The sequence below is a fragment of the Ralstonia flatus genome (assembly GCF_958439105.1).
Lineage (GTDB): Bacteria > Pseudomonadota > Gammaproteobacteria > Burkholderiales > Burkholderiaceae > Ralstonia > Ralstonia flatus.
Genome location: NZ_CAUDLI010000001.1, coordinates 532,614 through 545,642 on the forward strand (window position 1 = coordinate 532,614; position 13,029 = coordinate 545,642).

12 protein-coding genes are annotated in these 13,029 nt (G+C 65.5%); 7 read left to right on the plus strand and 5 right to left on the minus strand.

What is annotated here, in order from left to right; genetic code table 11:
* Positions 1-11: 11 nt before the first annotated feature.
* Genes pcnB through R2676_RS02605 form a run of 6 tightly spaced genes read left to right on the plus strand, consistent with a single transcriptional unit; the run spans position 12 to position 5,053 of the window.
* On the plus strand, positions 12-1,574 hold the full coding sequence (gene pcnB / locus R2676_RS02580; protein WP_206274231.1) for a polynucleotide adenylyltransferase PcnB: 1,563 nt from the start codon (positions 12-14) through the stop codon (positions 1,572-1,574).
* Positions 1,571-2,086 carry a 2-amino-4-hydroxy-6-hydroxymethyldihydropteridine diphosphokinase gene (gene folK, locus R2676_RS02585; protein ID WP_206274232.1) on the plus strand — a complete coding sequence of 172 codons (516 nt, stop codon included), beginning with the start codon at positions 1,571-1,573 and terminating at the stop codon, positions 2,084-2,086. The genes pcnB and folK overlap by 4 nt, the downstream gene beginning before the upstream one ends.
* Before the next feature lie 29 nt (positions 2,087-2,115).
* Positions 2,116-2,760, plus strand: a complete 645-nt coding sequence (locus tag R2676_RS02590) for a deoxynucleoside kinase (protein WP_027680634.1) — start codon at positions 2,116-2,118, stop codon at positions 2,758-2,760.
* A gap of 60 nt (positions 2,761-2,820) precedes the next feature.
* Positions 2,821-3,639: a 3-methyl-2-oxobutanoate hydroxymethyltransferase gene (gene panB / locus R2676_RS02595; protein ID WP_206274233.1), complete on the plus strand. Its 819-nt coding sequence runs from the start codon at positions 2,821-2,823 to the stop codon at positions 3,637-3,639.
* Positions 3,640-3,650: 11 nt separating this feature from the next.
* Entirely contained in the window at positions 3,651-4,358 is a 708-nt protein-coding gene (locus R2676_RS02600) for an ABC transporter permease (RefSeq protein WP_206274234.1), read from the plus strand.
* Positions 4,355-5,053 carry an ABC transporter ATP-binding protein gene (locus R2676_RS02605; protein ID WP_206274235.1) on the plus strand — a complete coding sequence of 233 codons (699 nt, stop codon included), beginning with the start codon at positions 4,355-4,357 and terminating at the stop codon, positions 5,051-5,053. Before R2676_RS02600 ends, R2676_RS02605 begins: the two co-directional genes overlap by 4 nt.
* Here the strand turns inward: R2676_RS02605 and R2676_RS02610 are convergent.
* The 3 genes from R2676_RS02610 to dnaK all read right to left on the minus strand — a co-directional run bounded on the left by R2676_RS02610 (position 4,997) and on the right by dnaK (position 10,281).
* On the minus strand, positions 4,997-6,895 hold the full coding sequence (locus R2676_RS02610; RefSeq protein ID WP_206274236.1) for a bifunctional chorismate-binding protein/class IV aminotransferase: 1,899 nt from the start codon (positions 6,893-6,895) through the stop codon (positions 4,997-4,999). The genes R2676_RS02605 and R2676_RS02610 overlap by 57 nt on opposite strands.
* 150 nt (positions 6,896-7,045) lie before the next feature.
* On the minus strand, positions 7,046-8,194 hold the full coding sequence (gene dnaJ, locus R2676_RS02615; protein WP_009241427.1) for a molecular chaperone DnaJ: 1,149 nt from the start codon (positions 8,192-8,194) through the stop codon (positions 7,046-7,048).
* Positions 8,195-8,328: 134 nt separating this feature from the next.
* Positions 8,329-10,281: a molecular chaperone DnaK gene (gene dnaK, locus R2676_RS02620; RefSeq protein ID WP_206274237.1), complete on the minus strand. Its 1,953-nt coding sequence runs from the start codon at positions 10,279-10,281 to the stop codon at positions 8,329-8,331.
* Positions 10,282-10,545: 264 nt separating this feature from the next.
* On the opposite strand from dnaK, the gene R2676_RS02625 reads away from it, so the two are divergent.
* Positions 10,546-11,841, plus strand: coding sequence for a phospholipase A (locus tag R2676_RS02625; RefSeq protein WP_206274238.1), 1,296 nt, complete (start codon positions 10,546-10,548; stop codon positions 11,839-11,841).
* A 12-nt stretch (positions 11,842-11,853) separates the two neighbouring features.
* Here R2676_RS02625 and rnk read toward each other — a convergent pair whose 3' ends face one another.
* Positions 11,854-12,261, minus strand: a complete 408-nt coding sequence (gene rnk / locus R2676_RS02630) for a nucleoside diphosphate kinase regulator (protein WP_206274239.1) — start codon at positions 12,259-12,261, stop codon at positions 11,854-11,856.
* A 329-nt stretch (positions 12,262-12,590) separates the two neighbouring features.
* A complete protein-coding gene (locus tag R2676_RS02635) occupies positions 12,591-13,016 on the minus strand; it encodes a thioredoxin family protein (RefSeq protein ID WP_206274240.1) in 426 nt (141 codons plus the stop codon).
* Positions 13,017-13,029 lie beyond the last annotated feature (13 nt).

The window sequence follows — 13,029 nt, forward strand, 5'->3', positions numbered from 1 at the left end:
GCAGGCGCGGCGTGATCAAGAAACTCATCAATCGCCTGCTGGGCAAAACCTCCGCAGAGCCCACCGCTCCCGCTGAACCGGGCGCGCCCGCCGCCAGGAAAACCCGCACGCCCAAGGCAGCCAAAACGGCCAAGGCGCGCACCAAGTCCGCCGGTGGCGTGCCGCGCCAGGCGCGCGTGTGGAGCGTGGACGAGCACGGTATCGACCCGAAGCTGCTCTCGCGCAACGCGGTCAAGGTCACGTCCACGCTGCAGGACGCCGGTTATGCCGCCTTCATCGTGGGCGGCGCCGTGCGCGACTTGCTGCTCGGCATCAAGCCGAAGGACTTTGATGTGGCGACCAACGCCACGCCCGATCAGGTCCAGGCCCTGTTCCGCCGCTCGCGCATCATCGGACGCCGCTTCCAGATCGTGCACGTCACGTTCTACGGCGGACGCGATCAGGAAATCATCGAAGTCTCGACCTTCCGCGCGCTCGTCGACGCAGTGGACGCCGAGCAGGTGCCCGCCGGCAAGCGCGTGAAGCGCACCGAGCTGGACCACCACACGCACGCCGTCGACGCCAGCGGCCGCGTGCTGCGCGACAACGTCTGGGGCACCCAGGCCGAAGACGCCACCCGCCGCGACTTCACCGTCAACGCGATGTACTACAACCCCGCCGACGAAACCGTGCATGACTACCATCACGGCATGGAAGACATGCGCGCCCGCACGCTGCGCATGATCGGCGATCCGCACACCCGCTACCGCGAAGACCCGGTGCGCATGCTGCGCGTGGTGCGCTTCGCGGCCAAGACCGGCTTCGACATCGACCTGGACACGCGCGCGCCGATCGCGGAGCTGGGCCCGCTGATCCACAACGTGCCGGCCGCCCGCCTGTTCGACGAGATGTTGAAGCTGCTGATGTCGGGCCACGCCTGGGCATCGCTGCAGGAACTGCGCAAGGCGGGCCTGCACCGCGGCCTGCTGCCGCTGCTGGACGTCGCGCTGGAGCAGCCGATGGGCCAGCGTTTCGTGCAACTCGCGCTCGACAACACCGACGATCGCGTGAAGGCCGGCAAGCCGGTCTCGCCCGGCTTCCTGTTTGCCTCGCTGCTGTGGCATCACGTGGTCGAGCACTGGAACCGCCGCCGCGCCGCCGGCGAGCCGCTGATCCCCGCGCTGCATACGGCCATGGACGAAGTGCTCGACCGCCAGACCGAGCAGCTCGCCATCCAGCGCCGCTTCACCTCCGACATGAAGGAAATCTGGAGCATGCAGCCGCGCTTCGAGAAGCGCTCGGGCCGCATGCCGTATCGCTTGCTGGAATCGCCGCGCTTCCGCGCCGGATATGACTTCCTTGTCCTGCGCTGCGCCTCGGGCGAATTGCCGCAGGAACTCGCCGACTGGTGGACCGACTTCCAGAACGGTGACGGCGAAGCCCGCGAAGCCCTCATGGCACAAGCGAAGCACGCTCCGAGCCCCTCGGCAAATGCCGGTCCGGCCAGCCCGGGCAAGCGCCGTCGCCGCCGACGTGGTCCGGCAAAATCGGATACAGTCGGTGACGTCAATCCGGGAAGTTCGGAGGAAACGTGAAGACAGTGGCGTACATCGGCATCGGCGCCAACCTGGGCGACGCGCGCCAGGCAGTGAAAGACGCCGTGGTCTGCCTCGCACAGCAGGTCGGCATCACCGTCACCGGCAAATCGAGCCTGTATCGCAGCGCACCCATTGAATCCAGCGGCGACGATTACATCAACGCCGTGGTGCGCATCGATACGCATTTCACCGCCGACCAGCTGCTCCGCATCTGTCACCACATCGAAGACCAGTTCGGCCGCGAGCGCCCTTTCCACAACGCGCCGCGCACGCTCGATCTGGACTTGCTGCTCTACGGGGACCACGTCCTCACCTCACCCGAGCTGACGGTGCCGCACCCCCGCGTGGGCCAGCGCGCCTTCACCCTGCTGCCCCTGCACGAACTGGCGCCCGACCTCGTGATTCCGGGCATTGGCGCCGTGGCTGCTCTGCTGCCCGGCGTGGCCGACCAGCGCATCGAAAAGACCACGATGTGTCAGTGCATGCGCGCCAAGCAGCCCGCCGCCTGATCATCCGCACCACGCACAAACACCTGCCGATGGCCCTGGACCACCTGCGCCGTATCGTTGTCGAAGGGCCCATTGGCGTGGGCAAGACCGCGCTGGCCCAGCGTCTGGCCGATCATCTGCGCGCGTCGACGTCATTCGAGACGCCCGCCGAAAACACCTTCATCGCCCGCTTTTACGAAGACCCCGCGCGCTATGCGCTGCCGGTGCAGCTGCGCTTCCTGCTGCAACGTGCCGAGCGTCTGAAGGCGTGGCACAAGGCGACGCTCGCCGGCGAGCGCATCGTCGCCGACAGCTTCCTGCCGCGCGACCGGCTGTTCGCCCAGCTCACGCTGCCCGCCGATGAACTCGCGTTGTACGACGCGATGGCCAATGCGCTGGCCCTGCCGCAACAGCGCATCGACCTCGTCATCTGTCTGCAGGCGCGCGCCGAAGACCTGCTGCCGCGCATCACCCGTCGCGCCGTTCCTTACGAAACAGGCATCGATGCGGAGTATCTCGAACGCATCTGCGCCGCGTACGGCGAGCTGTTTCTGTATTACGATGCCGCACCGACGATGATCGTCGACACCGCTGCCTTCGACCCCGCAGGCAACGACGACGATTTCCGCACCTTGCTCGCCCGCATCGACGCGATGCGCGGACCCAAGGAATTCATCAAGCTGGCAACGCGCTAGTCAGTCGACGCACCGCATGGTCTGCGTGGGCGCTCGCGATGCCCCAATGAGTCTCAGTCCATGAGCTATCTCCAGGAATCGAACCGCAAGGCCGTCACGGTGACTTCGCTGCAGGCCATGCGTGCCGCCGGCGAGCGCATCGCCATGCTGACCGCCTACGACTCCAGTTTCGCCGCCCTGATGGATCGCAACGGCACCGACGTGCTGCTCGTCGGCGATTCGCTCGGCAACGTGATGCAGGGCCAGAAGACCACGCTGCCGGTCACGCTCGATCACATCGTCTATCACACCGAATGCGTATCGCGCGGCATCGAGAAAGCGCTGCTCGTATCCGACCTGCCGTTCGGCACCTATGGCACGCCCGAACAGGCTTTCCACAGCGCCGTGCGCGTGATGCAGGCCGGCGCGCAGATGGTCAAGCTCGAAGGCGGCGTGTGGCTCGCGCCGACGATCAAGTTTCTCGTTGAACGCAGCATTCCGGTGTGTGCGCACATCGGCCTGACGCCGCAATCGGTGCATGCGTTCGGCGGCTTCAAGGTGCAGGGCCGCGGCGATGAAGCGGCTGCGCAACTGAAAGCCGACGCGCTGGCCGTGCAGGACGCCGGCGCGCAACTCGTCGTGATGGAAGCGATTCCTGCCGCGCTGGCCGGCGAGGTGACGCGTCTGCTGGCCGTTCCGACCATCGGCATCGGCGCGGGGTTGGAATGCTCGGGCCAGGTGCTCGTCATGCACGACATGCTGGGCGTGTTCCCCGGCCATCGCCCGAGGTTCGTGCGCAACTTCATGGACGGGCAAGCCACCATCGACGGCGCCGTCGCGGCCTATGTGGCCGCCGTCAAGGATGGCACGTTCCCCGGCCCGGAACACACCTTCGCCTGAGCGGCCCCCGCATGGAAATCTGGTCGGCCACCGTCGACGCCTTCGCCCTGCTTGCCGGCGGCGATGCGGCGTTGTGGCGGATCGTCTGGGTGTCGTTGAAGGTGGCGATCGCGGGGCTGCTGCTGGCGGCGCCTCCCGGTCTGCTCATCGCCTATCTCATCGCCATGCACCGGTTTGCGGGGCGCCGGGCGCTCGTGGTCTTGGCGCAGGCGTCGCTGTCATTTCCGACCGTGCTGATCGGGCTGTTGCTGTATCTGCTGCTATCGCGCCAGGGGCCGCTGGGCGGCTTCGGGCTGCTGTTCACGCAAGGCGGGATGATCCTTGGGCAAGCGGTGCTTGGCCTGCCGGTGATCGTCGCATTTGCGCTGACGACACTGGAGCGCGCGGATCCGCGTCTCGCCGAAACCGCACGCGTGCTGGGCGCCGGGCGCGTCCGGCTGCTGCTGACGGTGTTTCGTGAATTGCGCTTCGGCCTCATGGCGGCGGTGGTGGCCGGCTTCGGGCGCGTCATCGCCGAAGTGGGCTCGGCGCTGATGGTCGGCGGCAACATCGAAGGCGTCACACGCACCATGACCACGGCGATTGCGCTGGAAACCAGCAAGGGCGAGTTCGCACAGGGCATCGCGCTGGGCATCGTGCTGATCGTGCTGGCGCTGCTCGTCAACCTTGGGCTGGCGTGGTTGCAAGGGGCTGGCAACTATCGCAGGGAGCCGGCATGAGCGCCTCGTCGCAGCCCACGATGGTGTTTGAAGGCTTGCGCTGCCAGCACGGCGCGCGCGTTCTGTTCGAGATTCCGCGCCTGGCGCTGTCCGCGGGGCACGCGATTGTCATCACCGGCGCAAACGGTGTCGGCAAGACAACGCTGCTGCGCATGCTGGCCGGGCTCGCACCCGCCCATGGTGCGACCGTCGACATGGGCCAGGGGCGGCAGGCGCTGTCGCCCTACCCGGCCGAGCTGCGCGCGCGGCTGACGTACGTGCACCAGCATCCGTATCTGTTTCGCACGTCGGTACGCGCGAATCTCGCTTATGGGCTGACCACGGGCCCACACCGCGTGGCGCATGCGGCGTTGGCTGCGCGCGTCGACGATGCGCTGCGCTGGGCGGGGCTGCAGCACGTGGTGGATGTGCCGCCCGAACGGCTGTCCGGCGGCGAAACGCAACGTCTTGCCTTGGCGCGGGCGCGCGCCCTGCACACGGATGTGCTGCTGCTCGACGAACCGACGTCGAATCTGGACGGCGCTGCGCGCGAGCAAGTCATTGCGCTGGTCGGCGAGCTGGCAGCGGAGGGCCGCACACTGCTGATGGTCTGCCACGACCGCGAACTCATCAACCTGCCCGGCGTGGCCCGCTGGAAACTAGAGCAGGTCGACGGTCAGGGCCGGCTCGAAATGCGCGGGCACCACGCCGCGTAGGGCATTGCATACGGCGACGGCTTCGGCGCGGGCAACATCGGCGCGGGTGAGCAAACGCTCTTGCAGCGGCCCACCCAGCCACGGCGAAGCATCTTTCAGCAGCACGGCGCGCATCACCCCAGGCAAGACCCCCGCTGACAGCGGCGGCGTCCACCACGCACCATCGAGCTTGACCAGCAACGTGCTGCGCCCGCCTTCGGCCAAGGTGCCATCAGCGTTGAAGAACACGGCATCGAACGCACCTTCGCGCTCGGCGGCCTGCCACGCAGCGTCGTAGCCTTCGCGCAACGTGGTCTTGTGCGTCGGCAGACTGTGCGTGATCTCGCGCGATTGCGGTGCGACGAGCAGACGGACCGGCGCATCCCAGTTCGCATGCAGAGGCGACAGCGGCACGGCCGATACGTTGGCTCCACCGTCCGGTGTGAGCAATAGGCGCATGCGATAGGCGCCATCACCGTCCAGCGTTGCGCAGGCACGTGCCACCTCATGCATCAGCGCAGTCCGGTCGAACGGGAAACCAAAGGCTGCCGCTGAACGCTCCAACCGCGCCAGATGCCAATCCAGCAGCGCCACGCCGTCGCGCGTCGCGCGCATCGTCTCAAACAGCGATAACCCCGGGTCAAGCGCCGTCACGAAGCGCGCTTTCAGTTGGCACTCCGCGTATTCCTCATCGGCGACGCTGTCGTGCACGATGCCGGAGCCGATGCCGAGTTCGCCGCGGCGCAGGCCATCGGTGCCGGGTGCACTCAGCACCAGCGTGCGGATCGCCACGGAGAAACATGCGTCACCCATCGCGCGATCATCGGCAGGCGCATCGATCCAGCCGATCGCGCCGGTGTAGAGGCCGCGCGGCTCAGGCTCCAGCGCCTTGATGATTTCCATCGTCCGCCGCTTGGGCGCGCCCGTGATGGAGCCGCACGGGAACAGCGCACGCAGGCAATCGGCCAGGCCAGTGGCAGGCGGAATCTCGGCCTCCACGGTCGACGTCATCTGCAGCACGCTGCCAAACGGCGTCACGTCGAACAACGCCGGCACGCGCACAGACCCCGCGCGCGCGAGACGGCCCAGATCGTTGCGCAACAGGTCGACGATCATCAGGTTCTCGGCGCGGTTCTTTTCGTCTGCGGCCAATGCGATGGCGCGGGTTTCGTCGACTTCAGCGTCGCCGGAGGCTGGCGCGGTGCCCTTCATCGGCCGCGCAACAAGCTGGCCGGCGTGATGCGAGAAGAACAGCTCCGGCGAGCACGACAGAATCGCGCCGCCCTCGGGCAGCCCGATGAAGGCGCCGTACGGCACCGGCTGGCGCGCACGCAGGCGCCGATACAACGCCGCCGGCGCGCCGAACGCCGTCATGCGCAGGCGGTACGTGTAGTTGACTTCGTAGGTGTCGCCCGCCGCAATCCAGTCGTGGATGCGCGCGATGGCGTTGGTATAGGTGGCGTGATCAACGCTGGCAGCACAGTCGAACAGACCGGCCGCCCCGGCCGCTTCAGGCCAAGCTCCGAACAGCGAATCGACCTCCGCCGGCGACAGCACCTGCATCGTGCGGAACAGCAGCACGCGCAGGCGGCCATCGTGGCCGGGCAAGGACGAAGAGATTTCAGTGGAAGCCGGCAGACCAACCAGCGGCTCGCCGAACTCGTACGGCGCAACGATCAGGGCATGCAAGCCCTGGCGCCAGGCGGCGCGAAGGTCATCGTCCAGCCCATCCAGGATGCCCGCCGGCCGGAAGAACTCGCCCGCATAACCGGTGTACCAGCGCGAGCACGGCGCGCCGCCCGAGGTGGCATCGTCCAGCAGCGCGAACGGCGCGCCGGCTTCTGGCGCTTGGAGCGGCTGCATGACGATGTCCTTGATTGAAAAGATGGTGTTTAAGAAGCCTCGAAAAGCGTAGCGAGCGGCCAGAGGTTGGTCCGAGAAACGCAGCCGTACATGAGTACGGCGAGTATCGCAGGACCAAGAACTGGCCGCGCAGTAGCTTTACGCGGCTTCTTACGAGGAGAAGAAGTTCTTCACCTTGTCCATCCACGACTGCTCTTGCGGGCTGTGCCGCGAGCCCCCTTCGTGCACGGACTTGTCGAACTGCTTGAGCAGCTCCTTCTGGTGCTCCGTCAGCTTGACCGGCGTCTCGATGTTGATGTGCACATAGAGATCGCCCGCATAGCCTGAACGCACGCCCTTGATGCCCTTGCCACGCAGGCGGAACGTCTTGCCGGCCTGCGTGCCTTCCGGCACCGTGAACGACGCGCGGCCGCCCAGCGTCGGCACTTCGATGTCGCCGCCAATGGCTGCCGTCGCAAACGAAATCGGCATCTGGCAATGCAGGTCGTCGCCGTCGCGCTCGAACACCGGGTGCGGCTTGATGTGGATTTCCACATACAGGTCGCCCGGCGGCCCGCCGTTGATGCCCGGCTCGCCATTACCCGACGAACGGATGCGCATGCCTTCATCGATACCGGCCGGAATCTTCACTTCCAGCGTCTTCTGGCTCTTCAGCTTGCCCTGGCCGTGGCACTTGGTGCACGGCTTGGGGATGTACTTGCCGCTGCCGTGGCACTTCGGGCAGGTCTGCTGCATCGTGAAGAAGCCCTGCGACACACGCACCTGACCGGCGCCGTGGCAGGTCGGGCACGTCTCCACGCTGGAGCCGGGCTCGGCGCCTTTGCCGTGACAGTGGTCGCACTCGTCCCAGTGCGGCACGCGGATCTGCGTATCGTAGCCATGCGCGGCCTGCTCCAGCGTGATTTCCATGCTGTAGCGCAGGTCAGCGCCGCGATACATCTGCGGGCCGCCACCGCGGCGCCCGCCCTGGCCCTGGGCTTGGCCAAAGATATCGCCAAAGATGTCGCCGAAGGCTTCGGCAAAGCCTCCGCCAAAGCCTGCACCGCCCGCGCCAAAGCCGCCGGCCATGTTCGGGTCGACGCCCGCGTGGCCGTACTGGTCGTAGGCAGCTTTCTTTTCGGCATCGGAGAGCATCTCGTAGGCCTCTTTGGCCTCCTTGAATTTCTCTTCTGCTTCCTTGCTGTCCGGATTGCGGTCCGGGTGGTACTTCATCGCGAGCTTGCGATACGCCTTCTTGATCTCGTCGTCGCTCGCGTTTTTGCCCACCCCGAGCACTTCGTAGTAATCACGTTTTGCCATGGTGGCTTCAGTCGTCGCCTGTTTTTACTGCGTGTCGAATAGCAAAAAAGCCGAGCGTGACATCAGGTGCGTCCCGCACAACCCGATGACCACTGCCCGGCGTACCGTAACGTCCGCCTGGCGGACGATCTGGCTTACTTCTTGTCGTTCACTTCCTTGAACTCGGCGTCGACGACGTTATCGTCGTGCGGAGCGCCTTGTCCGGCTTGCGCGCCTGCCTGGGCACCGGCAGGGTGTTCAGCGCCACCCGCCTCGCCCTTGGCCTGCATATCGGCATAGACCTTCTCGCCCAGCTTCTGCGAGGCGGTAGCCAGCGCTTCGGTCTTGGCGTCGATCGCGGCCTTGTCGGTGCCCTTCAGGGTCTCTTCAAGTTCCTTGATCGCGGCTTCGATCTTGTCCTTCTCGCCAGCTTCCAGCTTGTCGCCGTACTCGCCCAGTGCCTTCTTGGTCGAGTGCACCAGCGCTTCACCCTGGTTACGGGAGTCGACCAGTTCGCGCAGCTTCTTGTCTTCCTCGGCGTTGGCCTCGGCGTCCTTCACCATGCGCTCGATCTCGGCTTCCGACAGGCCGGAGCTTGCCTTGATCGTGATCTTGTTTTCCTTGCCGGTCGCCTTGTCCTTGGCGCCCACGTGCAGGATGCCGTTGGCGTCGATGTCGAACGACACTTCAATCTGCGGCGTGCCGCGCGGTGCCGGCGGAATGCCTTCGAGGTTGAATTCGCCCAGCAGCTTGTTGCCGGACGCCATCTCGCGCTCGCCCTGGTAGACCTTGATCGTCACGGCCGGCTGATTGTCGTCCGCGGTCGAGAACGTCTGCGAGAACTTGGTCGGGATGGTCGTGTTCTTGCCGATCATCTTGGTCATCACGCCACCCAGCGTTTCGATGCCCAGCGACAGCGGCGTCACGTCCAGCAGCAGCACGTCGGTACGGTCACCGCCCAGCACCTGACCCTGGATGGCAGCGCCCACGGCAACGGCCTCGTCCGGGTTCACGTCCTTGCGGGCTTCCTTGCCGAAGAACTCCTTCACCTTCTCCTGCACCTTCGGCATACGCGTCATGCCGCCGACCAAGATCACGTCGTGGATGTCCGACACCTTCACGCCAGCATCCTTGATGGCGGTGCGGCACGGATCGATCGTACGGGCGATCAGGTCTTCGACCAGCGCTTCCAACTTGGCGCGCGTGATCTTCAGGTTCAAGTGCTTCGGGCCCGAGGCATCCGCCGTGATGTACGGCAGGTTGATTTCGGTCTGCTGCGTGCTCGACAGCTCGATCTTGGCCTTTTCAGCGGCTTCCTTCAGGCGTTGCAGCGCGAGGACGTCCTTCGACAGGTCGACGCCCTGCTCCTTCTTGAACTCGCCGATGATGTAATCGATGATGCGCTGGTCGAAATCTTCGCCGCCCAGGAACGTATCGCCATTGGTCGACAGCACTTCGAACTGCTTCTCGCCGTCCACGTCGGCAATCTCGATGATCGAGATGTCGAACGTACCGCCGCCGAGGTCATACACGGCGATCTTGCGGTCGCCCTTCTCGTTCTTGTCCAGGCCGAATGCCAGCGCAGCCGCGGTCGGCTCGTTGATGATGCGCTTGACGTCCAGACCGGCAATGCGGCCGGCATCCTTGGTGGCTTGGCGCTGCGAATCGTTGAAGTAGGCCGGCACCGTGATCACGGCTTCGGTCACTTCCTCGCCCAGGTAGTCCTCGGCGGTCTTCTTCATCTTGCGCAGGACTTCTGCCGAAATCTGCGGCGGCGCCATCTTCTTTTCGCGCACTTCCACCCAGGCGTCGCCATTGTCGGCCTTGGTGATGGTGTACGGCATCAGGCCGATGTCCTTCTGGACTTCCTTCTCTTCAAACTTGCGGCCGATCAGGCGCTTGACGGCGTACAGCGTGTTCTTCGGGTTGGTCACCGCCTGGCGCTTGGCCGGGGCACCGACCAGGATCTCGCCGTCTTCCATGTAGGCGATGATCGACGGGGTGGTGCGAGCGCCTTCGGCGTTCTCGATCACCTTGGGGGTGTTGCCCTCCATGATGGAGACGCAGCTGTTGGTGGTACCAAGGTCGATACCGATGATTTTGCCCATGTTCTTGCTCCTCGAATCTGGTGTCAGGACTGCACTGAATACAAACTTGGATCGGATGTGGGAGTGCCGTCCGGCTTTTCAAGGCCGAATTTTGAAAAGTTGAGCATTTTGGCCGGTTTTTCTTGGGAAAGCACCCGAAAACGTGCGCTACCAGGCAAAAACGTCCGTTTCGAACGCCCACCGCGGCAAACCGGGCACAAAAGGTCTGGGTGTTACCCTTGCGCGCATTGCCACTCGCCGGACGCCAACCCGGCTTTTGCGCCCATGCCTTTGCATCCGCTTCGATCCATTCTTGGCGCTGCGCTCCTTGCCGCATGCGCCGTGCCCTCCGCCGATGCCGCTGTGGCCCTGCTCCAGCCTTCCCGCCGCATCGATGCCAACCAGCCTTTCACCCTGACCCTCGTCATTTCTGGGGATGCCGCCCAGCGCAGCTATGCCGTGCCGGCCAGGCTGCGTGCAACGGCCACCGCCGATCTGCAAGGCGCGGTGGAAGTGATTCTCAATCGACATAACGCCGGGGCGGAAACCCTGCACCTGCGCCCGGGGCAGGTCCGCACCGTCGCCTATACGGGCACGCTGCCCGAGGTGCTGCGCGGTACGGTCCGGATCGATGTTCCCGATCTGGATGCGGCGCCCGTCCTGGTCACGCTCGTGCGCGGCCCCGACGCCCCGCAGATCGCTGCGGAAGGTGCGCCCAATGGCGCCGTCCGCAACGCCGCCGCGGAAGCGACTAAGCCCGGTGGCGCGCTGGGCGCCAACCCGAGCGCCCCCGCGGCCAATGCAACGGCGACGCCTGCCGTTCCCATCGCCGTGGCCGGCAACGGCGAAGCCGTTCGCCCGCCCGAAGAAACCGCGCGCCTGACGTTCCACGAACCCATGTTCGCCGCCATCGGGGCGCACGAAGGCCTGAACGCCAAGTTCCAGTTGAGCTTCAAGTTCCGGATTTTTCAACCGGAGAATCCGGCATCGGCAGCGCTGCTCGATAACCTGTATTTCGGTTACACGCAGTTCTCGCTGTGGGATCTGGGCAAGGAATCGGCGCCGTTCCGCGATACGAATTACCGGCCCAGCCTCTTCTATTACCGCCCCGACACGGGCATCCACGGTGGCGCGCTCACCCGGCTGTCGTTCGCGGGCGGCATCGAGCACGAATCGAACGGCCGCGACGGCGATGCCTCACGCGCCATCAACACCGTCTTCGTACGCCCCACGTTCCACTTTGGTGACCTGAACGATTACCACTGGAAGTTCGAGCCGAAGCTCTACGCCTACCTCACGCGCACGGGCAACACCGATATCGCGCACTACCGCGGCTTTGGGGATTTCCGCGTGTCGTACGGCGCGCCCAATGGCTGGGAATTGGCCACCACGCTGCGCAAGGGCACCCGCAAGGCCTATGGCAGCGTCGACGCGCAATTGACGTATCCGATGAGCCGGATCTTCACTGGCACGGCCGGCTATCTGTTCATCCAGTATTTCACCGGCTACGGCGAGAGCCTGCTCGACTACAACCACAAGCTGGGCTCGCAGTTGCGCGTCGGTTACAGCCTCTCGCGATAGGACGCAGCCGGCTTACAGCGTATGCTGGCCGGCGGCCTCCGGCTGGAACGCCACGCGATCGATGCGCAACGAACGCTGTGCACCATTGGGCGCGGAGTATTTGACCGACTTGCCTGCCCGCGCGCCAAGCAGCGCCGCGCCCATCGGCGAAAGCACCGACAGCTTGGCCGACGCAACGTTGGCCTCCTCGGGGTAGACGAGCGTCCACTCCTCCTCCGCGCCGGCGTCGTCCACCACGCAGACGACGGAGTTCATGGTGACCACATCGGCGGGAATCTTGTCGCCGGGGACCACGTTGGCGCGGGCAATCAGGTCATCGACGAGATCGGCCAGCGGCGAATTGCTGCCCGCGCGTGTGGCAGCGTTTTCCAAGCGGGTGAGGTCTAGCTCGGTCAAGTAGATGGCGGCTGCTTTGGACATGACGATCTCCTACAAGTCTGTGTTCAACACGAAGCAAAGCCGCTGCCGATGGCCCCGCAGGCCAACGCAAAGCAGCGACAAGGAAACCGGCGGGCACACAGGCCGGCCGGCGGTAATACACACTAAAACTGCTGGTGAAAGAGAGCGAGCCCGGCGGCAACGTGCCGCAGGGGCACTAGAACGACCGCCGGGCGGCGGCAAGGGCCGCGGTCATCGCCTGAGCGGCGCGCGGCGAGGTGCGCGCCATGCGCTTGGGGCGCACAGCACGGGAAGGCGAAGCAAGAAAGAAGGCCGCAGCCATGGGCGTCGACGTCATCATGGTCGCTGCCTCAGACAAGCGGCTTGCCGGCCAGCTTGTTGCGCGCATTGGCAACGGCGGCGGCAAACTGCGCATGGCCGTGCCAGCCGGTCGCCCGGCCAAGCTTCTTGCCACGATGGAAGAACATGAACACCGGAATACCGTGCAGGCCAAAGCGCTGGCCCAGCTCCGGGTGGGCATAGACGTCGGCATGCAGCCAGCTCAGTCCCAGTTCACGCACGGCGGCCAGCTGCGCGAGCATGGCCTTCTTGGCCATCTCGCAGTTGAAGCAATCGACGCCCCAAAAGAACACGCACACGAGCGCATCGCCCGCGGCCGCAATGGCCGCGTCGAAGGTCTCGGTGTTCACCTCGCGCATACCGAACGCCGCGAACGCGGTCTTGTCGACCGGGATCGCGCCGTGGGCGTCGTGCGAAGTGACTGTGCTTTGGATCATGGGGCGCGTCAGC